Origin of the sequence: Bradyrhizobium sp. WSM1743, from assembly GCF_000473065.1 — a bacterium.
In the GTDB taxonomy this organism is placed as follows: domain Bacteria; phylum Pseudomonadota; class Alphaproteobacteria; order Rhizobiales; family Xanthobacteraceae; genus Bradyrhizobium.
This window is the reverse complement of sequence record NZ_AXAZ01000060.1, coordinates 1-20,879: the sequence shown is the minus strand read 5'-3', so window position 1 is coordinate 20,879 and position 20,879 is coordinate 1. Positions and strand designations below refer to the sequence as shown.

The 20,879-nt window shown below is 64.5% G+C and carries 23 protein-coding genes; 16 read left to right on the top strand and 7 right to left on the bottom strand.

The window, feature by feature from the left end; translation table 11 throughout:
• The first annotated feature begins 99 nt into the window (after positions 1-99).
• Both YU9_RS0128695 and ubiA read left to right on the top strand, forming a co-directional pair.
• Positions 100-759, top strand: coding sequence for a hypothetical protein (locus tag YU9_RS0128695; RefSeq protein ID WP_027575897.1), 660 nt, complete (start codon positions 100-102; stop codon positions 757-759).
• Positions 756-1,688, top strand: coding sequence for a 4-hydroxybenzoate octaprenyltransferase (ubiA, locus tag YU9_RS0128690; protein ID WP_027575896.1), 933 nt, complete (start codon positions 756-758; stop codon positions 1,686-1,688). The genes YU9_RS0128695 and ubiA overlap by 4 nt, the downstream gene beginning before the upstream one ends.
• Positions 1,689-1,744: 56 nt before the next feature.
• On the opposite strand, the gene YU9_RS44745 is transcribed toward ubiA, so the two are convergent.
• Positions 1,745-2,710, bottom strand: a complete 966-nt coding sequence (locus YU9_RS44745; protein ID WP_051380556.1) for a helix-turn-helix transcriptional regulator — start codon at positions 2,708-2,710, stop codon at positions 1,745-1,747.
• 371 nt (positions 2,711-3,081) lie between these two features.
• On the opposite strand from YU9_RS44745, the gene YU9_RS0128680 reads away from it, so the two are divergent.
• Positions 3,082-5,625 (top strand): autotransporter domain-containing protein, encoded by a 2,544-nt coding sequence (locus YU9_RS0128680; RefSeq protein ID WP_027575895.1) that lies wholly within the window; start codon positions 3,082-3,084, stop codon positions 5,623-5,625.
• A 62-nt stretch (positions 5,626-5,687) separates the two neighbouring features.
• Here YU9_RS0128680 and YU9_RS0128675 read toward each other — a convergent pair whose 3' ends face one another.
• On the bottom strand, positions 5,688-6,206 hold the full coding sequence (locus YU9_RS0128675) for a DUF6101 family protein (protein ID WP_027575894.1): 519 nt from the start codon (positions 6,204-6,206) through the stop codon (positions 5,688-5,690).
• Positions 6,207-6,470: 264 nt separating this feature from the next.
• On the opposite strand from YU9_RS0128675, the gene YU9_RS0128670 reads away from it, so the two are divergent.
• From YU9_RS0128670 to lpxK, 6 genes are all read left to right on the top strand, one after another.
• Positions 6,471-7,862, top strand: a complete 1,392-nt coding sequence (locus YU9_RS0128670; protein WP_027575893.1) for a TldD/PmbA family protein — start codon at positions 6,471-6,473, stop codon at positions 7,860-7,862.
• Positions 7,849-8,667: a 3'(2'),5'-bisphosphate nucleotidase CysQ gene (locus YU9_RS0128665; protein ID WP_027575892.1), complete on the top strand. Its 819-nt coding sequence runs from the start codon at positions 7,849-7,851 to the stop codon at positions 8,665-8,667. Before YU9_RS0128670 ends, YU9_RS0128665 begins: the two co-directional genes overlap by 14 nt.
• 61 nt (positions 8,668-8,728) lie before the next feature.
• The gene (locus YU9_RS0128660) at positions 8,729-8,971 is read left to right on the top strand and encodes a DUF4170 domain-containing protein (RefSeq protein WP_027575891.1); all 243 of its coding nucleotides are present in this window, start codon (positions 8,729-8,731) and stop codon (positions 8,969-8,971) included.
• Positions 8,968-9,681 (top strand): lysophospholipid acyltransferase family protein, encoded by a 714-nt coding sequence (locus YU9_RS0128655; RefSeq protein WP_027575890.1) that lies wholly within the window; start codon positions 8,968-8,970, stop codon positions 9,679-9,681. The genes YU9_RS0128660 and YU9_RS0128655 overlap by 4 nt, the downstream gene beginning before the upstream one ends.
• The gene (locus tag YU9_RS0128650) at positions 9,644-10,990 is read left to right on the top strand and encodes a 3-deoxy-D-manno-octulosonic acid transferase (RefSeq protein ID WP_027575889.1); all 1,347 of its coding nucleotides are present in this window, start codon (positions 9,644-9,646) and stop codon (positions 10,988-10,990) included. The genes YU9_RS0128655 and YU9_RS0128650 overlap by 38 nt, the downstream gene beginning before the upstream one ends.
• Positions 10,983-11,999: a tetraacyldisaccharide 4'-kinase gene (lpxK, locus tag YU9_RS0128645; protein WP_027575888.1), complete on the top strand. Its 1,017-nt coding sequence runs from the start codon at positions 10,983-10,985 to the stop codon at positions 11,997-11,999. The genes YU9_RS0128650 and lpxK overlap by 8 nt, the downstream gene beginning before the upstream one ends.
• Before the next feature lie 310 nt (positions 12,000-12,309).
• On the opposite strand, the gene YU9_RS46290 is transcribed toward lpxK, so the two are convergent.
• On the bottom strand, positions 12,310-12,495 hold the full coding sequence (locus tag YU9_RS46290; RefSeq protein WP_027575887.1) for a hypothetical protein: 186 nt from the start codon (positions 12,493-12,495) through the stop codon (positions 12,310-12,312).
• Between the two features lie 276 nt (positions 12,496-12,771).
• On the opposite strand from YU9_RS46290, the gene YU9_RS51185 reads away from it, so the two are divergent.
• Positions 12,772-13,323, top strand: a complete 552-nt coding sequence (locus tag YU9_RS51185) for a hypothetical protein (protein WP_371259211.1) — start codon at positions 12,772-12,774, stop codon at positions 13,321-13,323.
• Positions 13,324-13,339: 16 nt separating this feature from the next.
• On the opposite strand, the gene YU9_RS0128625 is transcribed toward YU9_RS51185, so the two are convergent.
• Positions 13,340-13,567 (bottom strand): DUF2093 domain-containing protein, encoded by a 228-nt coding sequence (locus YU9_RS0128625; protein ID WP_014491939.1) that lies wholly within the window; start codon positions 13,565-13,567, stop codon positions 13,340-13,342.
• A 194-nt stretch (positions 13,568-13,761) separates the two neighbouring features.
• On the opposite strand from YU9_RS0128625, the gene YU9_RS0128620 reads away from it, so the two are divergent.
• Together YU9_RS0128620 and YU9_RS48225 are read left to right on the top strand one after the other, a co-directional pair.
• Positions 13,762-14,583, top strand: a complete 822-nt coding sequence (locus tag YU9_RS0128620; RefSeq protein ID WP_027575885.1) for a dienelactone hydrolase family protein — start codon at positions 13,762-13,764, stop codon at positions 14,581-14,583.
• A 263-nt stretch (positions 14,584-14,846) separates the two neighbouring features.
• On the top strand, positions 14,847-14,996 hold the full coding sequence (locus tag YU9_RS48225; protein WP_156952181.1) for a hypothetical protein: 150 nt from the start codon (positions 14,847-14,849) through the stop codon (positions 14,994-14,996).
• A gap of 308 nt (positions 14,997-15,304) precedes the next feature.
• On the opposite strand, the gene xseA is transcribed toward YU9_RS48225, so the two are convergent.
• Complete coding sequence (gene xseA / locus YU9_RS0128610) at positions 15,305-16,924, bottom strand: exodeoxyribonuclease VII large subunit (protein ID WP_027575884.1); 1,620 nt, start codon at positions 16,922-16,924, stop codon at positions 15,305-15,307.
• A gap of 137 nt (positions 16,925-17,061) precedes the next feature.
• On the opposite strand from xseA, the gene YU9_RS0128605 reads away from it, so the two are divergent.
• The 3 genes from YU9_RS0128605 to YU9_RS0128595 are packed head-to-tail and all read left to right on the top strand — an operon-like array spanning position 17,062 to position 18,919.
• Entirely contained in the window at positions 17,062-18,072 is a 1,011-nt protein-coding gene (locus YU9_RS0128605) for an alpha/beta hydrolase (protein WP_027575883.1), read from the top strand.
• On the top strand, positions 18,069-18,620 hold the full coding sequence (locus tag YU9_RS0128600; protein ID WP_027575882.1) for a hypothetical protein: 552 nt from the start codon (positions 18,069-18,071) through the stop codon (positions 18,618-18,620). The genes YU9_RS0128605 and YU9_RS0128600 overlap by 4 nt, the downstream gene beginning before the upstream one ends.
• A complete protein-coding gene (locus YU9_RS0128595; protein ID WP_027575881.1) occupies positions 18,620-18,919 on the top strand; it encodes a transcriptional regulator in 300 nt (99 codons plus the stop codon). The genes YU9_RS0128600 and YU9_RS0128595 overlap by 1 nt, the downstream gene beginning before the upstream one ends.
• A 433-nt stretch (positions 18,920-19,352) precedes the next feature.
• Here YU9_RS0128595 and YU9_RS0128590 read toward each other — a convergent pair whose 3' ends face one another.
• Both YU9_RS0128590 and YU9_RS0128585 read right to left on the bottom strand, forming a co-directional pair.
• Positions 19,353-19,691 (bottom strand): hypothetical protein, encoded by a 339-nt coding sequence (locus YU9_RS0128590; protein WP_156952180.1) that lies wholly within the window; start codon positions 19,689-19,691, stop codon positions 19,353-19,355.
• 64 nt (positions 19,692-19,755) lie between these two features.
• The gene (locus YU9_RS0128585; protein ID WP_027575879.1) at positions 19,756-20,364 is read right to left on the bottom strand and encodes a hypothetical protein; all 609 of its coding nucleotides are present in this window, start codon (positions 20,362-20,364) and stop codon (positions 19,756-19,758) included.
• 317 nt (positions 20,365-20,681) lie between these two features.
• On the opposite strand from YU9_RS0128585, the gene YU9_RS42745 reads away from it, so the two are divergent.
• Positions 20,682-20,879, top strand: a 198-nt coding sequence (locus YU9_RS42745; protein WP_036018387.1) for a helix-turn-helix domain-containing protein, incomplete at its 3' end; no start/stop codon positions are given.

The following is a 20,879-nucleotide window of genomic DNA, read 5'->3' as shown; positions in this document are numbered from 1 at the left end:
TTAAGCACCGGCGGGAATCGTAAAAACGCGAACACGCTGGTTGCGCTTCAATTGGGAAGACGCCGAACCCCGTAAGCTCCTGCCGGAGAGACTGCCTTCATGATCCGTCATCTGATGGTTCCGATCACTGCCGCCATGGTCGTCATGGGTGCCGCGGGCGCTTATGCGCAGAGCGCCTTCCCGGCACCGCTGCCGAACCAGGCCGCGAGCAGCTCCGCCTTTCCGCCCGTGAACGGCTCGGCGCCCGTCGCCTCCGTCGGCACGGCGCCGCAATCGTCCTTTCCCGTGAACGGTGCGGCGCCGATCGGCGGCGCCGGCGCTTTCAGTGCCGCCCCGCCGACGCAAGCTCCGGGTGAGGACTGCATGAAGGCGTTCATGCCCCTGCGCGAGGAAGCCGAGAAGCGCGGCAAGGCGATCAAGGCCGCGAGCGACCGTCATGCACCGCCGGACGAGGCCTGCAAGCTGATCCGCAATTTCAGCCAGGCTGAGACCAAGATGATCAAGTACATCGAGGCCAACGCCGCCAAATGCGGAATCCCGCCGCAGGTCGGCGCGCAGATGAAGGACGGGCACAAGAATACCGAGGCCATGGCGGCGAAGGTCTGCAACGTTGCGCAGCAGATGCAGCAGCAACAGGCGCGTCCGGCCGGTCCCTCGCTGAGCGAGGTATTGGGTTCGGGTTCGGCGCCGGAAGCCAACGCCGGCAAGAAAGGCGGCAGCACCTTCGATACGCTCAACGGCAACGTCCTGACCCGATGAGCGACTCATCCGCCCGCGTTGCCGATTCCACTGGCAACTGGGTCGATACGCGCGCGCCGCTCTGGGCGCGACCCTATTTGCGCCTGTCCCGCTTCGACCGTCCGATCGGCTCCTGGCTGCTCTTGATGCCGTGCTGGTGGTCGGCGGCGCTGGCCGCCGGCATGGCGCACGACGTCCGCGGCCTGCCGCTCACCATCGTGCTGTTCTTCATCGGCGCCTTCGTGATGCGCGGCGCGGGCTGCACGTGGAATGACATCACCGACCGCGATCTCGACGACAAGGTCGAGCGCACGCGCTCGCGGCCACTGCCGTCAGGGCAGGTGACCACCAAGCAGGCGCTGCTCTTCATGGTCGCGCAGGCGCTGATCGGCCTCGTGGTGCTCCTGCAATTCAACCGCTTCGCGATCTTGACCGGCATCGCCTCGCTCGTGATCGTCGCGATCTATCCATTCATGAAGCGCATTACCTGGTGGCCGCAGATCGTGCTCGGGCTTGCCTTCTCCTGGGGCGCCTTGATGGGATTTGCCGTCACCTTCGGACGCATCGACGTCACCGCGCTCGTGCTCTATGCCGGCGCGATTTCATGGGTGATCGGCTATGACACGATCTACGCGCATCAGGATGCCGAGGATGACGCGCTGATCGGCATCAAGTCGACCGCGCGCCTGTTCGGCGCGCATACGCGCCAGGCGCTGGTCCTGTTCTACGGGCTCGCGGTGATGCTGATCGGCGTCGCGCTGGCGTCCGGCGAGGCGCGCTGGCCGGCCTGGCTCGGGCTCGCCGCTTTTGCCGCGCATCTCGCCGCGCAGATCCTGCGCTTGAAGATCGACGATCCCGAGCTGTGCCTCCGCCTGTTCAAGTCGAACAGGGATGCGGGCTTGCTGCTGTTCGCGGGATTGCTGGTGGATGCGGTGATGCGGGCGGGTTAGCTCGGACGTCGGCCCACTGTGTTGCGCTCCGAGAGCAAGCCAAGAGCTGACCGGTCTCAGTCCTCGCGCTTCGCCTCATCCCGGGCTTCGCTGGGCGAGATGTCGAACATGCGGCGGAAGGCGCGGTTGAAGGTCGAGACGTCGTCGAAACCGTGCAGGCTCGCAATGTCGAGAATCTTGATCCGCGCTGCGGTGGGGTCCGACAGGAAGCGGCGGGCTTTGAGCAGCCGCTCGCGACGGATATAGGCCGCAACAGCATAGTCCTCGCCCGCGAAGAGCTTGCGGATGTAGCTGCGCGACAGGCCCATTTGCCTGGACAGAAAATCGTCGTTGAGCCTGGGATTGTCGAGATGTCGGGCGACCAGTTCCTTGGCGAGCGCCAAGCGGACGGCCGGAACCCCCATGGTTTGAGCGCTGTGTATTCCGTCGCGGTTCGCGCCGAGGGCAAGCCCGGCCAGGTCGTGAAGATGGCTGCTGGTGGCTTCGGCAAACGCCGGAGTGACGTGGCTCAGATCGGCTGATTGCAGCGTCTCGACATAGTTGCGCAACAGCGCCATGGCCGGATGACCGGCCGCGACGCGGCGCAAGGGAGGATCGTTCCGCAGATCGGCGCGACGCCGGATGGCATCGACCGATAGTCGCAGATTTATGATGCGCGAGCGCTGCGGCTGATGCACGTGGAAGCCCTCGTCGCACCAGTGAAACAAGCCGTCGCCCGGTTTGTTCTCGTGCTCCCAATTGCGGCCGCTGACTGCTCCTCCGCCCGTTAGCACCAGGCTCAGGTAGACGGCATCCTCGTGGCCGATCTCCGCGCTGACCCTGACCGCGATCGGAGAGTTTTCGCCGAGGGCAAAAGTAAAGTCGGGAAACACCATGAGATCGCTCGTCAGTTCGAGCGGCACGTCGTCAACGGGACGGATGGCGAGGCGGTAGAGATGACGGCTGGACCAAAGCGCGACCATGTCCTCGGCGGTGGCTTCCGGAATATCGGAAGTCGTCAGCCTGGCGCGGGAAACAATCATCAGGGCTCGTGGATAAAAAGGAAAGGAGATTGCGACGGCGCGAACCAACTTGCAACTTTGCGGCCCCCGTGCGCCTCAGGCAATCACTCGAATTCTGCAATTGCCGTGCCGGTGCGAGGGCCGCCGGTGCGCGCCTTAGATGGTCTGTCGCAGCCCTACGCCGTCGCGTTCATCGATCTCGCACCTTCGGCGTGCTGTCTACGCATATTTGACAGCCACGACAGGCAGATTTGACAGTCGCCGCGCCGCGAACGTTTCCGAAATGCGACACCGTCATTTTTTCACATAACGCAGTGTCAGGGCTGCCGAGAAGTTCGTCCCGCCGCCCGACATAGTCCCCGCGAGATTCTGCAAGTGCGGGGAATGGTTGCATGACGTCCAGTTTGATCCGGAAGGCCTGTTGCGCGAGCGCGTGGTCCTTTGCCCTCGTCCTGGGCTCGGGAGAGCTCGCCCCCGCCTTGGCCGCCTGCACGGTCACCGGTGCCAATCAGACCTGCTCGAACTCCGCAACGATTTCCGGCGCGAGCTACGGTATCCAGGACACAGGAACCCTCCATCTCACGCTCAACGATGGATCGATTTCCGGAGTCTCCAGCGCCGGTGTTGCAACCGGCAACGATATAATCATCACCGATAACAGCGGCACGATCACCAGCATCAACGGAGTTGGCGTGTCTGCCGGCGGCTTCGGCTCGATCATAAATAGCTCAACCGGCGTGATTTCCGGCAACCTTGGCATCTCGAACGTCGGCGGCGCCAATATATACAACTTTGGCCAGATCACGGGCACCGGCGGCGACGCCGTCCAGCTCGGCGGCCAGCTCGGCGCTTCGAACGTGAAGAACTATGGTGGAGCGACGATCAGCGGCGCCGCCAACGGCCTCAACGTCGCACACGACCTGGATCTCACAAATTACGGAACGATCACCGGAGCCGGACTATCCGGCGTCGTGTTCGGACCGACAGCGGGTGGCGGGAGCTCTACCATCCACAACAACGCGGGCGGCACCATCGCCGGCTTTCAGAACGGCATCAGCGGCAGCGGTGACAATGCGTTCGTCGACAACAGAGGGACCATCTCCGCCAGTAACGGCACCGGCGTCTCTGTCGACGGTTTGAATTTCCAGGTTCATAACGATGTCGGAGGCAGCATCTCGGGCCTCAATGGCATCGCCAACGTCGTCGGCTCGGTCACCCTGAACAATCAGGGAACCATCACCGCCAGCGGCTTCAACAACGGCTGGGCGCTGTATGCCTCAGGCGGCGGCACGGTGACCAATTCGGGCACGATCACGTCCGATGGTGGCGGCATCTTCAGTCCCGCCGGCGGCTCGGCGCTGACTGTCATCAACACCGGCAGCATTTCAGGCGGCGTCACTAACGTCACTGGCGTCGGCATCCGTGCTGTGGGGGCGCTGACGCTCACCAATAGCGGCAGCATCACATCGGGCGCGGTCGGCACCGCTGTGTTCGCAGGCGCGGGCTCCAATATCACCAACAGTGCTTCGGGCACGATCTCGGGCCTTTCCGGCATCGCCATCACCCGCAACAACAGCACCATCACCAATGCCGGCACGATCTCCGGCGCAGCAGGTTCCATCACCTATGCCGTGGCGGGCAGCACCGGCCATGTGCTGAACGTGCTTCCGGGTGCGGTCTTCAACGGCGCAATCTACTACTTCAACAACATCGGCAATACGATCAACTTCGGCACCGGCAGCTACACCCTTCCGGTCGACCAATATCTGGTCGCGTCCAACACGATCAATCTCTCCAGCAGCTCGCAGACGCTGATCACGTCGGGCCTGAACGGCGCTGGCACCGGCAATATCGTCGTGACCAACGTTTCGAACGTGGCGAGCACGCCGACGATGGTGCCGGATTTCACCCGCTCGCTGTTCAACATCATCTCGGGCATCCTCGACAACAACATCGACTATCCGCAAACCGTGGCCTCCAGCCCCGCCATCGGCTACGCGGATGGTGCTTCCGGCAGCCTGGCGCCGCAGCTCCCCGACCAGCTTCGCGGCTCCGGCAACAGGCTTGCCATGGCGTCCATGCCACAAGGCACCAGCATGGACGCCTATGGCAACCTGTTCTGGGCGCGCAGCTTCGCGGGCCTTCGCAACCAGCTATCGACGCCATCGGCTGCCGGATCGACCACGAACCAGTATGGTGGCCTGATCGGCTTCGATCGCAGGCTCGAGAATTGGCGGGTCGGCGGCTTTGCCGGCGCGGGCAGCCTGTCCGGCTGGATGGCGGACGGCTCCGGCACGCTGAAATCGGACGTCTATTTCGGCGGCGTTTACGGTCGCCGGGAATGGGGGCCGCTGGTGTTCGACCTGGCCCTTGCGACGGGTGGGCTCGATTCCAGAAGCACGCGCACGGTCTATTCCGCCACCACGGAAACTGCGGTCGGAACTTTCGGCGGCTACTTCATCGCACCGCAGGCCGCTCTCGGCTATCGCTACACAATCAGCCCTGCCGTCACCGTCACGCCCTTCGTCCGGGTTGGCTACAGCGGCACCTTCAACGAGGGTTATTCGGAAACCGGTTCCTCTCAGAACCTGGCCTACCAGGCGCGCCAAGTCCATCTCTTCGAAGAGCGGGTCGGTGCGGTGTTCTCGCGTGAATTCTTCACCGGCGGAGCCAGCCCCCTTACCAAACTCTCGCTCACCGCTTCGGTGCTCGGCCAACAGCGCGTCGGTCCGCAGCGATTTGGCGCCAGCTTCTCTGGGACCGATTTCACCGTGAACTACACCAGCGCTGCCAGCGTGTTTGGAGGCACGGTCGGCCTCGGCTTCGACACGATCGTGGCTCGCAACACCGCACTGTTTGGCTCGGCGGATGCCCAATTCACCAGTGACCCTGCCGTTACCTACAACGTGCGACTGGGCCTGAAGGTGGGGTTTTAAGCAGCGTTTCCGCAAGCCCAGGGCTCGCTGAGGCGGGTGCGCGGCCGACGGCCTGACCCGGCTCAATTCCTCGCGATGATCTCGCGTTCGCCCTGATGAACCGGCAGCTCGCGCGCCATGCCGGCGCGCCGGCGCATCAAAAATTTCGGACGGCGGGCGCGGATCGCGTTGGCGCGGCGACGGCGTGGCGCGGGCTTGCGGGCGCCCTCGTCGAGCTGCGGCAGCGCGAAGAGCTCGCTCCAGGTCGCCCAGGCTTGCGCGATCTCGTCCGCATCGGCGCCGACCAGCAGCGGAATGGACAGCGAGGGATCGCGATGCACGAGGACGAGCGTCTGCGCTTCGTCGTTGCCGCGCAACGCGACACCGGTGAAGTCGGCAACGCGCACGTTGATCGCCATCTGCATGCCGCGGACGGCACGGCGCAGCACGACACGCTCGCGATGCAGCTCGATCTGCCTGACATGTCCGTCGGCGCGCGGATCGTGCGCATCGAAGCGGACCGGAAGGGAAAGAGGGTCGAGCCGCAAGGAGCGGCTCGACCCGGCGGGGTTGGCCCCGCATGTTGCTGTTTGACGCCTCACGGCTCTAGTTCTCCCCGCCGGGATTATGTTCCCGGTCGATGCGAGGACCTTAGCGCGCGCCTGTCCGAAACCGCTTAAAAAGGCTGGTTAACCCACCGTCACTGCTGCTCATGATTGACAAGACCTTGGCGCGCATGATTGACGAGACGTTGCGCCGAAGTCGCGAATCTGAACTTTTGGCGGGCTGAAAATGCTTGAAGTCCGCGCTATCAGGGCACATCTGTGGGTTCCGGTCCCGAACCCCGCCCCAACAGGATTTCGTTCGTGAACTCTTCACCAAGCTCGACGCTTTCGACTTCAGCCAATCGCGATTTGTTCGATCAGTCCGCGCTCTCCGATCTCGCGCAGCGGCTGGTCGAGGCGGCCAGGCGCGCCGGCGCGGATGCGGCCGATGCGGTCGCGGTGCGCGGGGTCTCGCAGGGCGTCGAGGTCCGCGACGGTCGCGTCGAGGAATCCGAGCGGTCCGAGGGCGACGATGTCGGCCTGCGCGTTCTGGTCGGCCAGCGCCAGGCGGTGGTCTCGACCAACGACGTCAGCGGCGATGCCGTCACCAAGCTCGCCGAACGCGCGGTGGCGATGGCGCGTGTCGCGCCCGACGACAAATTTGTCGGCCTCGCCGATCCCGCGCTGCTCGCGCGCGACTTCCCCGAACTCGACCTGCTCGATCCCGACGTGCCCACGACGGCCGAGCTCGAGCGCCGCGCACTCGCGGCCGAAGCTGCGGCGCTCGCCGTCAAGGGCGTGACCAAATCCGGCGGCGCCTCGGCCTCGGCCGGCATCGGCGGCATGGTGCTCGTCACCTCGACCGGCTTCCACGGCTCTTACCTCCGCTCCAGCCAGGGCATTTCCGCGACCGCCATAGCGGGCGAAGGCACCAGCATGGAGCGCGACTACGACTTCACCTCGGCGCCGCATGGCGCCGATCTGTTGCCGCCTGAAGCTGTCGGCCGTTCCGCCGGCGAGCGCACCGTGGCGCGCTACAATCCGCGCAAGGTCGAGACCTGCAAGGTGCCGGTCGTGTTCGATCCGCGCGTTGCCGGCTCGCTGGTCGGCCATCTCGTCGGCGCCATCAACGGCGCCTCGATCGCGCGCAAGACCAGCTTCCTCAAGGACAAGCTTGGCCAGCAGCTGTTTGCGAACAACATCCGCATCATCGACGATCCCTTGCGCAAGCGCGGCCTGCGCTCGCAGACCTTTGACGCCGAAGGCGTCGCGGTGAAAAGATTCGCGCTGGTCGACGAGGGCGTGCTGACGACCTGGCTGCTCGACTGCGCGACTGCGCGCGAGCTCGGCCTCACCACGACCGGCCACGCCCATCGTGGCGTCTCCTCCTCGCCCTCGCCCGGACCGTACAATCTGCATCTCGAGCCCGGCACGCCGACGCCGGCCGAGCTGATCTCCGACATCAAGCAGGGCTTCTATGTCACCGATCTGATCGGCTCCGGCGTCAACGGCGTCACCGGCGATTACAGCCGCGGCGCCTCCGGCTTCTGGATCGAGAACGGCGAGATCACCTATCCCGTCAGCGAGGTGACGATCGCCGGCCATCTGTTCGAGATCTTCAAGTCGATGCAGCCGGCGAACAATCTCGAGTTCCGCTACGGCATCAATGCGCCGACGGTGCGCATCGAGGGTTTGACGCTTGGCGGACGCTGACGCGACCTCGCTGGACGAGACCATCCTGACCCGCGACGCGGCGCTGCTGAAGGACACGGTGCGGGAGGCGGGCGCGCTGGCGCAGTCGATGTTCCGCACCGAGCTGCGGAAGTGGATCAAGGGCGCGTCCTCGCCGGTGTCTGAGGCCGACATCGCCGTCAACGATCTGCTCGAAACGCGCCTGCGCGCTGCGACCCCCGGCTATGGCTGGCTGTCCGAGGAGAGCGCCGACGATGCGGCGCGGCTGTCGCGGCGGCTGACCTGGATCGTCGATCCCATCGACGGCACGCGCAATTATCTCGGCGGGCATGACGAATGGTGCGTCAGCGTCGCGCTGGTCGAGGATGCTGCGCCGGTGCTGGCCGCGGTGTTCGCGCCGGCGAGCGACGAGTTCTTCTTCGCGGTGCGCGGCCAGGGCACGACGCTCAACGACAGGCCGGTGCGGGCAACCCCAGGATCCGAGCTCGACTTCGCCCGCGTCGCCGGCCCGAAGCCGCTGGTTGAGCGGCTGAAGCCGTCACTCGGCGAGATCAAGCTGCACCGGCGAATCGGCTCGCTGGCGCTGCGGCTGTGCCGGGTCGCCCACGGCGCGCTGGATGCGGCTTTTGCGGGGGGCAACAGCCATGATTGGGACCTTGCGGCAGCCGATTTGATCGTGCAGGAAGCGGATGGTAGGATGAGCGACCTCTCCGGAGAACCCATCCTCTATAACCGCCGGGAAGTGGCGCACGGGGTGCTGGTGGCAGCGGGACGCGATCGTCATGCGGGCATTGTCGCGCATTTTCGCAACCGTCCCTTAGCCTAAAGCGCTTTCGTCGTGCTTCTCGAACACTGCTTTGCCGGGCAGCCCGTTAGGAACCGAACTCATGCCAGATAGTGCCCCGCAACAACTGCTTCACCTCGTCATCGGCGGCGAGCTCGTCGATCTCGAGCACAACACCTTCAAGAACCTGGACGATGTCGACATCGTCGGCCTCTATCCGAACTATGCCACCGCCCACGCGGCCTGGCGCGCCAAGGCGCAGAGCACGGTCGACAACGCGCAGATGCGCTATTTCATCGTCCATCTCCACCGGCTGCTCGATCCGAATCAAGAACCGGCGCGTTGAAAAAACTGCTTCGCAATACGCTGCGAAGCAGCTTCGTTCAGCGTGCCGTCGGGGTCCTGGCGGCCGAATATCTGCGCTTTGTCTGGCGGACCAACAGATTCACGTTCGATCCGCCTGATGTCTATGAACGCGTCGAGCCGCAGATCCCGGCGATCTTCGCCTTCTGGCACGGCCAGCACTTCCTCACCCCGTTCATCAAGAACAAGGACTGGTACAAGGCCAGGGTCCTGATCTCCCGGCATCGCGATGGCGAGTTCAATGCCATCGCAGCCGAGCGGCTCGGCATCGGCACGATCAGAGGTTCGGGCGATCATGGCGGGGCTTTCCACCGCAAGGGCGGGGTCGGCGCTTTCAAGGAAATGGTGCGGACGCTCCAGGACGGTTGTAATGTCGCGCTGACCGCCGATGTCCCCAAGCGTTCGCGCGTGGCCGGGCTCGGCATCATCATGCTGGCACGGGAATCGGGGCGGCCGATCATGCCTTTCGCGATGGCGACCAGCCGCTTCGTCCGGCTCAAGAACTGGGACCGCACCACCATCAATTTGCCATTCGGGCAGGGCGCATTGGTCGGCATCAAGGAAATCCACGTTCCCGCAGATGCCGACGCCGCCACGATGGAAGCGTTGCGGCAGGAGCTGGAGAATACGCTGAACGAGGCGACCCGGCGCGCCTATGCGCAGCTCGGCCGCCCGGGACCGGAAGATGCCTAAATCGCTGCCCATCGCGCTGCCGATCACGCTGCGGATGTACCGGCGCCTGGCTAGCGGCCTGGTGCCGCTCGCGCCTGCGCTGATCAAGCGGCGGCTGAAGCAGGGCAAGGAAGACCCCGCGCGGGTCGGCGAACGGCGCGGCCTGTCCCGCGACGTGCGGCCGCATGGCCCGCTGGTCTGGATCCACGGCGCCAGTGTCGGCGAGGTGCTCGCCGCGGCGGCGCTGATCGAGCGCCTGCGCGATCTCAATCTGCGCATCCTGCTCACCTCGGGCACCGTCACCTCGGCGGCGGTGGTGGCAAAGCGCTTTCCGCCCGACGTCATCCATCAATACGTGCCGTATGACTCGCCGCGCTATGTCGCGCGCTTCCTCGATCATTGGAAGCCATCGCTGGCGCTGTTCATCGAATCCGACCTGTGGCCGAACCTGATCCTCGCCGGCGCGGCGCGCCGGGTGCCGATGGTGCTGATCAACGGTCGGATGTCGCCGCGCTCCTTCCCGCGCTGGCGGCGCATGCATGGCACCATCTCGGCGCTGCTGTCGCGGTTCGACATCTGCCTTGCGCAGTCGAAGATTGATGCCGAGCGCTTCTCCGCGCTCGGCGGCCGTGACGTCGTCACCACGGGCAATCTCAAGCTCGACGTGCCGGCGCCGCCGGCCGACCCCGCCAAGCTCGAACGGCTGATGGCGATGACTCGCGGGCGTCCGATCATCGTCGCTGCCTCGACCCATCCGGGCGAGGACGAGATGCTGGTGGCGGCGCATCGCAGCCTCGTCGGTTTCTTCCCGCAGCTTCTCACCGTGATCGTGCCGCGGCATCCGGATCGCGGCTCCTCGATCGCGGGCCTCGTCACCGCGTCCGGCCTCAAGCCGGCATTGCGCTCGCGCGAGGACCTGCCGACGGCGACGACCGATGTCTATGTCGCCGACACCATGGGCGAGCTCGGACTGTTCTATAGGCTCTCGGGAATCGTGTTCATGGGCGGATCATTGATCCACCATGGCGGCCAGAATCCGATCGAAGCGATCAAGCTTGGCGCCGCGATCGTCCATGGTCCGCACGTGTTCAACTTCGCCGACGTCTATGAGGCGCTCGATGCGAGCGGCGGGGCACGGCAGGCCGACACGCAGGAAGCGTTGGTCAAGCAGCTCGGGCAGCTTCTGGCCGAGCCGACGGTGCGCGACAAGATGCAACGCGCAGGCTCGGGCGTGGTCGAGCAGCTTGGCGGTGCGCTCGATCGCACCATGGCCGCGCTCGAGCCGTATCTGTTGCAGTTGCGGATCGAGATGGGGGCCGCCAATGCGTGAGCCGGCCTTCTGGTACCGGCCACGTTCCCCGCTTTCGCATGTCCTTTGCCCCCTGGGTATGCTCTACGGCGCCATCACCGCGCGGCGCATGCTGCGCCAGGGCGTGGACGCCGGCATCCCCGTGATCTGCGTCGGCAACTACCACGTCGGCGGCGCCGGCAAGACGCCGACCGTGCTGGCGTTGACCAAGCTGTTGCGCGAGCTCGGCGAGACGCCGGTGGTGCTCAGCCGCGGCTATGGCGGACGCCTGAAGGGCCCGGTGATGGTCGACCGCGCACGTCACACCGCAACCGAGGTCGGCGACGAGCCCCTGATGATGGCGCGCGACGTCCCGGTCGCAGTCGCGCGCGACCGCCTCGACGGCGTCGCGCTGGCGAAATCGCAGGGCGCTACCGTGATCCTGATGGATGACGGTTTCCAGAATCCTGGTCTGCTCAAGGACGCCTCGCTGATCGTGATCGACAGCGAGCGCGGCCTCGGCAATGGCAAGGTGTTTCCCGCAGGCCCCTTGCGCGCTCCGCTGCAGGCGCAGCTCGCGCGCACCGACGCGCTGGTGCTGATCGGCGATGGCCGTGCCGCCAACGATGTCGCGGCCGAGCTTGCCAAGCGCGACAAGCCCGAGCTGCGCGCGCGGCTGAAGCCGGTTGCAGCATCGCTTAAGCAGCTGCTCGGCAAGCGGGTCTTCGCCTTCGCCGGCATCGGCGATCCCGGCCGCTTCTTCCGCACGCTGCGTGCGAGCGGCATCGAGGTCGCGCGCACGCGCGCCTTCGCCGACCACCACATGTTTTCGCAAGACGAGATCGCAGCGCTCGCAGCGGACGCCCGGCGCGAGCAGCTCACGCTGGTGACGACGGAGAAAGACCTTGCACGCCTGCGCGGCCGCGAAGGCGTGCCGGATGGCATCGTGCCATTCGCCGTTCAGCTCGAGTTCGATGAGCCGGCAAAGCTGCGGCAACTGATCAGCTATCACCTGTACAAGGCGCGCGAGCGAAGGTTTTCCGCGCGATGACCTCGTAGGGTGGGCAAAGCGCAGCGTGGCCACCATCTACGATCGCGGCCGGAGTGGCCTTGTGGGCACGCTTGCGCTTTGTCCACCCTACGGCAGCTGCGCTCATGTCTAAGGCAGCACCACGTCTGCAACGAGTCGAGGGGGTCATGCTCACCACGCCCCGACGGCGATCAATCCGGCAATGGTCAGGCACGAGATGCAGGCCACGATGACGGTGTAGGACTCGGGTGTATTCATTGCTGTCTCCCAAACTGTTGCCAATTGCTTGGTCATTGCTATGCGGGAGTGATCGTTCGGTCTTGGGGCCGCTTCAATTCGGCATGCCGAGACCGGTCGTGCGGTCTGCGTCCGTTCTCTCACCGTCATCCCGATTCGCAGGATGATGATCCGCTTCGAGAGTCTCGGAGCGTTCAGCTGCGATCAGAAGCTGTTTGCGCATTTCAGCGAGCCGGGCGCGGCAATATTCACGATAGAGCAGGTCGAATATGGCGGGCATGATCCACCCCCACCGTTTGATTTTGATTTACAGATATTCCACTGCTGATTTTCGAGGTGATCGTAGCCCGCTAAAATGGCTCTTCGATATGAGCCCGTTCACAGACCGTTCCAATTCCAGAGCTCAATGGCCGATTGGTTGGTCGATTGCCTGTGCGATACAAAAGAACGGGGGCCGGTTACCTAGCGTGCAATATAGCAGCTCTCTGTTTCAGCAAGACTTCGTCAAACAACTTAAGGACGCGGAACTGCAAAAAAAATCCAACCACAGCGCGAAATGGATGATCTCCAAGTGCAAGGAACATTCAATGCACGCTGGTCGACACGACTGAAGATCATTTCAGCTGTGAGACTCGCACTTCAGGTGCGCGCCATCGTCGAGACGCCGACCCTCTGCACAGCTCGTGCAACGACGGCGGCAGGGCAACTACCATTTGCTCACCGACAGCAGCTTGCCATTCACGCCTCATTCATCGCAACCGTCCTACCAGTTTCAGACGATCAGGAGAGTTCGATGAAATCGCCGTTCGCAGGTATCGCCGCAAGCCTTTTGTGTCTGATTGTTGCGCCGGTGTTCGCCCAAACGACGCCGTCCGCAGCTCCAACTGCGACGGTGCCAGTCCCCGCGACCAAGCGCGTGACGTGTCTCGCCACGACGCAAAGCCTGAAAGGGCAGGACAAGCGCGACCAGCTGCAGCTCTGCATGGCGCAGGCGCGGTTCGATTGCCTGAAGCAGGCGATTGATCAGAAGGTCGTCGGCGAGCCCAGGAAGGCCTTCATCAAGACCTGCGTCGGCACGGATGGCGCAGATGGCGCTGAACAACAATAGGCGCGCGGGCACGGCCTCACGGCTGCGGCTTCAGCGCTCCGGGAAAGTGCCGCTGCAGCACCGCGGCGGGCGTGGCGTAGGCCTCCTGCAAATCCACGCTCCAATACTTCAGCTCGTCGAGCGGGATTCGCGTGTCGGTGATGGCGCAGCGCACGAAGGTCCCCGGCGAGATCACGCGGAAATCGCCGTCGAGATACTGCACCTGCGCTTCGCCATGGCCCGAGGGGCCGAACTTGTTCAGCACGGTCGAAAGTCTCCGCGGATGGCCTCTCCATGGAGAACCTTGGAGGGCACGATATGTTGGACGGGATGTAGCATAGATAGGGTGGCTTGTCCGCCCGTAAAACCCACCGGCTTGTGATGTTTTGCCGCCGTTTCCGCGTGATAATGCTTCGGTTGAAGGATCGCTGGTTCCGGCACCTCCTACGGCAGAGTCCGATGCGCCTTCGACTGACCGCCCTGTTCCTGATGCTGCTGATGTCGGCTGCGCCCGCCGCGCCGGCGCCGCAGCTGGTCGAGATCCCGCTCGCGTCCGGGGTCCTCCATGCGCAGCTCTACAAGCCCGAAGGCGCAGGCCCGTTTCCGACCGTGATCGCGCTGCATGGCTGCGGCGGCCTCGGCGGCCATTCCGATCCGGTGCTGCCGCGCTATCGCGATTGGGCCGAGCGCCTGCTCAGGGGCGGCAATGCCGTGCTGCTGCCCGACAGCTACGGCTCGCGCGAGCTCGGGCCGCAATGCCGGATCAAGGAGAGTCATGTCAAGGCGCGGCGCGAACGCGTCGCCGATATCGCGGCCTCACGCGCCTGGCTGATGAAGCAGGCCTGGGTGGCGCGCGACCGCGTCAGCCTGATCGGCTGGGCGAATGGTGCGAGCGCGCTGCTCTGGGCCGTGCGCCCGCAGAGCGCGGCGCGCGATCTCAGTCCGGATTTCCGCGCCGCGATCGCGTTCTATCCGGACTGCCGGATCTCGGCGGGTTTGGGCTGGAGCACGCGGGTGCCGACGCTGGTGCTGATCGGCGCCGATGACGACGTGTCGTCGCCGCCGGCCTGCCGTCAGATGGTGGACGGCGCGCGCGGCCGCAGCGCGCTCGCGCGCATCGTGGTCTATCCCGGCGCCGATCACGATTTCGACCGCGCCAACATGCCGCTGCACGCAGCTGCCGGCAGCGACGCCGCCGCACCCGAGCGCGATCATTTAGGCACAGACGCCGAGGCGCGCGCGGCCTCGCAGAAGGACGTCGCGGAGTGGCTGGCGCGGTGATTGAGGTCTCGTAGCCCGGATGGAGCGCAGCGAAATCCGGGAGGACCGTCGTATGTGGCACGACCCGGATTACGCTGCGCTCCATCCGGGCTACGCTTCCCAAGCGGGGCCGCCCGAGGAACAACATCAGGCGGACGGCCCCGCATCGACCACCGCCCTGCACGGAGTATGGCCGACCGGGAATCTACGGACCGCGCCTCGATGCGGTTTCAGCCTGTGGCGGCGCCATCATTCGACCATGATGTCGATTCAACGCATTTCACATGCGCAACCGCATCGCCCTCTTCGCCTCCGCGCTGATCGTCTTCACCGTCGCGATCCTCCTGTTCGAGGCCCATGCCGGCGCCCCACAGCGCGCGCCGGACCATTGCGGCTTCTGGACCACGATCGACGCGGGATTGTCCTGCCGGTAGGCAGGGCTATGGCATATGACTGATGGCGGCGGCCTGCGCGCACGCCTCGTCCTTCGAGACGGCGCTTACGCGCCTCCTCAGGATGAGGCTAATCGGCGTCATTGCTCGTTGAAACTGGTGCCGCGCACTCCGTCCTCATCCTGAGGAGCCCGCCAAAAGCGGGCGTCTCGAAGGATGGCCGCAGCGAAAACCGCTCAAATGCGATAGCCCTGTACATTAGGGGGGGGGCCGGCTACGCGCTGCCTCCAGTGCGCAATTGCGCACATGGCGGGGAATGACACCGGACGTGAAGCGCGGGCCATCGCTTCTCAGAACAAGCTGCCCTGATCCACAGGCTTGACCACCCGCTTCGGCGCCGGCTTTGTCTCCGCGGCCGGCTTGGCTTGCGATGGCGCGCGCTTTGCCGCGGGGGGCGGGCGATCCGCATCCGCCGTCGCGCCGACGCGGCCATCGGCGAACTCGATCTCGACGCGTGTGCCGGGACCGATCGACTCCGCCGCATGCACGGGATGGCCGGCCTCGTCGCGCACCAGGGCAAAGCCGCGCGCGAGCACGCTGCGATAGGACAGCGCGGAGAGCAGCTTGCCGCTGTTCTCGACACGGGCATCGAGCCGGTGCAGCAGCGTGACGAGCGCGCGGCCGGCACGCTCGGCCAGACGATGGGTGCGCTCGCGCTGGCGGGCAATCGCGTTGCGCTGCGCCTGCGCGTTGGAGAGCTTCGAGGCGCGCAAGCGCACTTCAAGCCCGGCAAAGCGGTCGCGCCGCTGCCGCAGCAGCGATCGCGCGGACAGGCCGAGCCGTTCGCCGCACACGGTGAGACGGTGATCGGCCTGCGATATCTGGCCGTGCAGCACCCGCAGCGTCAGTTTCGAGCTTGCGGCGGTGAATCTGCGGAAATGCGCATGCGTGTTGGCCTTGAGGCAGCGGGGCAGGGAGGCGCCCGCCGAATCCAGCCGTTGCCGCGGGATCGCCAGGAGATCGCCGGCTGCCGGCAGTGCGCGCGCGGCGGCGCGCAGTTCGTTGCGACGATTCTCGTGGCCGCGCTGCCAGCAGGCACGGGTGCGCCGCGCGAGATTGGCGACCTCGACGAACAGGTCACTGCGCACCGGCACCGCCATCTCCGCCGCTGCCGTCGGCGTCGGGGCGCGCTTGTCGGCGACGAAATCGATCAGCGTGATGTCGGTCTCGTGCCCGACCGCGGAGATCAGCGGGATCATGCTGTCGGCCGCCGCGCGCACCACGATCTCCTCGTTGAACGACCAGAGGTCCTCCAGCGAGCCGCCGCCGCGCGCGACGATCAAGACGTCAGGCCGCGGGATCCTGCCGCCCTCGGAGAGCGCGTTGAAGCCGCGGATCGCGGCCGCGACCTGCTCGGCCGAGCCGTCGCCCTGCACCTTCACGGGCCAGACCAGCACGCGGCGGGGGAAGCGGTCCTCGAGCCGATGCAGGATGTCGCGGATGACCGCGCCGGTCGGCGAGGTCACGACGCCGATCACCTCCGGCAGCCAGGGCAGCAATTGCTTGCGCGCCTCGTCGAACAGGCCCTCGGCGGCGAGTTTCTTCTTGCGCTCCTCCATCAACGCCATCAGCGCGCCGATGCCGGCCGGCTCCAGCGCCTCGATCACGATCTGGTATTTCGAGGAGCCGGGGTAAGTGGTCAGCTTGCCGGTGGCGATCACCTCGAGCCCCTCCTGGGGCTTGAACCGCATCCGCCCGTGCACGCCCTTCCAGATCACCGCCTCGATCTTGGCGCTCTCGTCCTTGAGCGCGAAATAGCAATGGCCGGAGGAGTGGGGCCCGCGAAAGCCGGAGATCTCGCCGCGGACCCGGACATGGCCGTAGGCGTCCTCGACCGTCCGTTTCAGGGACAGGGACAGTTCGGAGACGGTGAATTCGGGCGCGTTGAGCAGTTGTTCCGCAGGCGGCATCTCAAAAACGATTCGGCATTTTGGGGTCAGACCCGACGTTAAGGATTTTCGCGGCGCGGCGCCAATCCAGGGATTGACCAAAAGAATACTCTGTTATACAGAGTTCTCTGTTGGTTGATGAGTTTGAGGGGGATGGCGTGGCGATCCGGCTACTGGGCGGCATTTTGAACGGTCTGAAATGGGTCCTGTGTGCAATCGGCGCTGTGGCGTTGATTCTGGGCGCCATGATCGCAATGCCGCTGGAGCGACCGCCCGAGATGCGATCGGTTTCGGATTCCGCCAAGGGTATCATTTGGTCCACACTGCCGCCGCTCGAGCGCTTTCAGGCCCGCGACGGCACCTGGATCGGCTATCGCCATTATGCGCCGAACGGCCCGGAGACAGGCCGCGGCGCGATCTTCATCCATGGCTCTTCCGGCTCCAGCGGCACCGTCAATCACGCGCTGACCCATGCGATCGCCGCGCGTGGCGTGGAGACCTGGGCGCTGGACATCCGCGGCCATGGCGGCTCCGGCACGCGCGGCGATATCGGCTATGTTGGCCAGCTCGAGGACGACCTCGTCGATTTCGTCGCGCATGTCCGCAAGAGCGCGCCCGATCTGCCGCTGACCCTGATCGGCCATTCCGCCGGCGCCGGCTTCTCACTGCGCGTTGCCGCGACACCGATCATGCAGGACATGTTCATCCGCACCGTGCTGCTCGCGCCCTATCTTGGCTATGACGCACCGACCAACAGGCCGAGCAACGGCGGTTGGGTGAGTGCCGACATTCCGCGCTTCCTGGGACTCACCGCGCTGCGCAAGCTTGGCATCGACTGCTGTGCGCAGCTTCCGGTGCTCGCCTTCGCGGTGCCGCCGAGTTCGGCGAAGTATCTCACCTCTACCTATTCCGACCGCCTGATGCGCAACTTTGCGACGCATGGCTATCGGCTCGATCTGCCGGCCGTGACGCATCCGATGACGATCTTCGGCGGCACTGAGGACGAGATGATGATCTCCGATAAATATGCTGAGGCCGTGCAAGCGATAAAGCCGTCCGTCGAGGTCAAGCTGATCGAGGGCGTCAACCACATGGGCATCGTCACCAATCCGAAGGCGGTCAATGCGATTGCGGAGGACGTGGCAACACGCGGGAGCGGCCAGTCATGATCGACAGCAAGCAGGCTGCTGAAGCACTCGCTGATATCGACGACATCGTCCAGCGCCTGCGGCAGTCGCAGCTCTATGAGCTGGCCAGCCTGGCGGCGCTCTGGTGGGGCGTCCTGGTCTTCGCCGGCAACTTTGTGACCTGGCTTTGGCCGATCTACGCAGTCTATGCGTGGCCCGCCGTCGACATTCTGGGTGTCGGCGGCCTGGTTGCGATACGATTGCTTACTCCGTCGCAAGCCCGGGCTGCCGCTTTCGATATCAGGCTCGTGCTGGTCTTCGTCCTGTTCTTCGCGTTCGGCTATATCTGCACCAGCGTGCTCGGTCATTTCGGCCCGCGCGAGCTCGGCGCCTTCTGGCCGATCTATTTCATGCTGTTCTACACCCTCGCCGGTCTCTGGTTCGGCCATGCCTTCATCGCGATCGGTCTCGGCATCACCGCTTTGACGCTGATCGGCTTCTTCACCATCGGCGAAGCCTTCCCGCTCTGGATGGCCTTCGTCAACGGCGGCGGCCTCATCCTCGGCGGTCTCTGGATGCGGCGAATCTGATGGCCGAGCTCGACGACATCATCCATCAGCCATTGCGGCTGAAGATCATGGCGGCCCTGAACGCGCTGCCGGTCGCGTCAGGCCTGGAATTCGCGCGGCTGAAGAAGCTGACCGGCGCCACCGACGGCAATCTCGGCGCGCATATCGAGACGTTGGCGAAGGCCGGCTACGTGTCGGTGGAGAAGGCTTTTGTGGGGAAGAAGCCGCAGACCACGGTGACGGCGACGCCTGCGGGCCGCGGCGCCTTCGCGCGGCATGTGGCGACGTTGCAGGAGATCATTGCGGGGAGGCAGGGGTAGCATCCGCCGTCGTGCTAACTGGCGCCCATCTCGCCCCAGTCATTCCGGGGCAGCCACCAGCCCCCTGAGTTCGAAAGCGCCTTCACGCAAAAAAAGCGCGGTAGCGCGGCGTGAGAACCCCACTGTCACTGTAATTATCGTGTCTCACTTCAGGGAGTAGTCCCGGACCGTCACAGTAATTCTGGCCGAACAGCATGAAGTTCGCCCAGGTGGCGAACAGGAAGCGGATGAGCACGGGCTTTCCCGCTCTACGTGTTTTAGGATATTTTGACCGGCCGCTCGGCAGGTACGGGCCAGAGCGAGACCACAGGAGGTTAAAACGCCACGCTGAACGCCTTCGGCGCCGTCCGGAAAGGAGATCGCCATGTGCATAAGAATCGACGTGAAAGTCGACCTACAGCTCATCATGCTGGTACTTATGATGCTCGCTAGCTCATAAGCATGACGCGCAACTGGCCCGGCGGGATGGCATCCGACCGGGCTTTTTGCTGCCCTGGAGGGAGTGGATGGCAATGGAGCCCAGAAGTAGCATCAAGCTCAGCTGGACCGGCAGGGGCTCGATGCCGCGCTGGATGTGGAAAGAGATGAAGGCGCTGAAGCTGAAACCTAACGCCTTCCTGATTGTGAAGCCATGACTAAGCTGGAACGGTGGTGCATAGTCGATGTCTCCGAAGAGGGTTTCCAGAAGGCCCTTGAGCATATCGAAGGGTTCGGCGATGTGTGGGTGACTGGCTGGTGCAGTGAAGGCCACTGCATTTTCAGCAATGACCAAGTTGCCGCGATCAAAATCCTTATTCTGACGCAGGGTAGGGGATACAGCCGGAGCGGAGAACGCTTTAAACCTGACTTGCCTTCTCCTCCACGTGCTCGATGAAGGTCAATCCGCCTTCGCCGTGGTCCATAGCCTGAAAGACGGTCAAGCCTGAGGCCTCGAACATCACCCTCCATGCCGCTTCCAGGTCCTCATAGGCTGCAAGGACGATATCGGGGGTACAGGTCTTCTCCCATTCAGGGCCGATATCATACCGCTTGCCGTCCAACTCGCCGACCTCCGCCTCTACAATCTTGTCCAGCTCGAAGGTTTGCGGCTTGGCGTGGGCGAAAACGTCGCGCAGATCCTTCATCGCCCTCATGCTGCTGAACGGCCTCGCCGACCAATCCGGCGCTAGTTTCAGGGCCGCAAAGACCTGCTTGATCTTGTCGTTGATCCCCTGGCGCTCCTGCCACGGCTTCACCAGCTCGGCACCGAAAAAGTTGAGGTAAGCCTCGAACGCGAAAGCCATCATGGTCGAGCAGGCCATGCAATCGAAGTACAGCGCATCGTGCGTGTTGGATGCGAGCTTGTCCCTGATGATCTTCTGGAAATAGAAGGCCGCGCTGTCGAGGTCGTTGTGTGGGCGAACGTGTCGGGTCTCCTGGACCCGCGCCCTTATCCTCTTCGCCATAACGCACCTTTCTACCCCGCAAGCCAAGTTGGCCTTTTTCGGCGCAAAGCCTAGCCTCGGCTATTATTCGTTGAGGTTGTATGGCCAGCATCGTAGCAAGTTTTAAGGCGCTGTCACAGGACGAGACGATTGAGGCGTATCCACAGATCACCGCATTGCTGGCGGCAACCAAAGACGCTCGACGTCTCCAACTGGAAGTACGGTGACAGTGCACTAAACGGGGGCAACTAATGCTTAGGCTTTGGAATTTGTGCACTGGACTGCACCCCTGAAGTGAGACACGATAATTACAGTGACAGGCATTTCGAGGATGACCTGTGGCAGGACCAGGAAAGAAGCGTCAGTTTCCGACGGCTTACAAATTGAAGGCGATCAAGCGGGTTGAGCGGGGCGAAGGCGTCCTTCCTGTGGCCCGCGAGCTTGGGATATCCCGCAAGATTCTTCATGACTGGATCAAAGCCTGGAACGCCGATGGGCCGGACGGTTTGAACCGGAAGCCCGGACCCAAACCTGGC

Bases quoted from the DNA above. Each gene is read 5' to 3' on its own strand.
- xseA (WP_027575884.1), bottom strand. From the start codon at position 16,924: ATGCCGCCTGCGGAACAACTGCTCAACGCGCCCGAATTCACCGTCTCC.
- ubiA (WP_027575896.1), top strand. From the start codon at position 756: ATGAGCGACTCATCCGCCCGCGTTGCCGATTCCACTGGCAACTGGGTC.
- YU9_RS0128585 (WP_027575879.1), bottom strand. From the start codon at position 20,364: ATGGCGAAGAGGATAAGGGCGCGGGTCCAGGAGACCCGACACGTTCGC.
- YU9_RS0128660 (WP_027575891.1), top strand. From the start codon at position 8,729: ATGCCAGATAGTGCCCCGCAACAACTGCTTCACCTCGTCATCGGCGGC.
- YU9_RS44745 (WP_051380556.1), bottom strand. From the start codon at position 2,710: ATGATTGTTTCCCGCGCCAGGCTGACGACTTCCGATATTCCGGAAGCC.
- YU9_RS0128650 (WP_027575889.1), top strand. From the start codon at position 9,644: ATGCGCAGCTCGGCCGCCCGGGACCGGAAGATGCCTAAATCGCTGCCC.
- YU9_RS48225 (WP_156952181.1), top strand. From the start codon at position 14,847: ATGCGCAACCGCATCGCCCTCTTCGCCTCCGCGCTGATCGTCTTCACC.
- YU9_RS0128680 (WP_027575895.1), top strand. From the start codon at position 3,082: ATGACGTCCAGTTTGATCCGGAAGGCCTGTTGCGCGAGCGCGTGGTCC.
- YU9_RS0128695 (WP_027575897.1), top strand. From the start codon at position 100: ATGATCCGTCATCTGATGGTTCCGATCACTGCCGCCATGGTCGTCATG.
- YU9_RS0128595 (WP_027575881.1), top strand. From the start codon at position 18,620: ATGGCCGAGCTCGACGACATCATCCATCAGCCATTGCGGCTGAAGATC.
- YU9_RS46290 (WP_027575887.1), bottom strand. From the start codon at position 12,495: ATGCCCGCCATATTCGACCTGCTCTATCGTGAATATTGCCGCGCCCGG.
- YU9_RS0128620 (WP_027575885.1), top strand. From the start codon at position 13,762: ATGCGCCTTCGACTGACCGCCCTGTTCCTGATGCTGCTGATGTCGGCT.
- YU9_RS51185 (WP_371259211.1), top strand. From the start codon at position 12,772: ATGGATGATCTCCAAGTGCAAGGAACATTCAATGCACGCTGGTCGACA.
- lpxK (WP_027575888.1), top strand. From the start codon at position 10,983: ATGCGTGAGCCGGCCTTCTGGTACCGGCCACGTTCCCCGCTTTCGCAT.
- YU9_RS0128600 (WP_027575882.1), top strand. From the start codon at position 18,069: ATGATCGACAGCAAGCAGGCTGCTGAAGCACTCGCTGATATCGACGAC.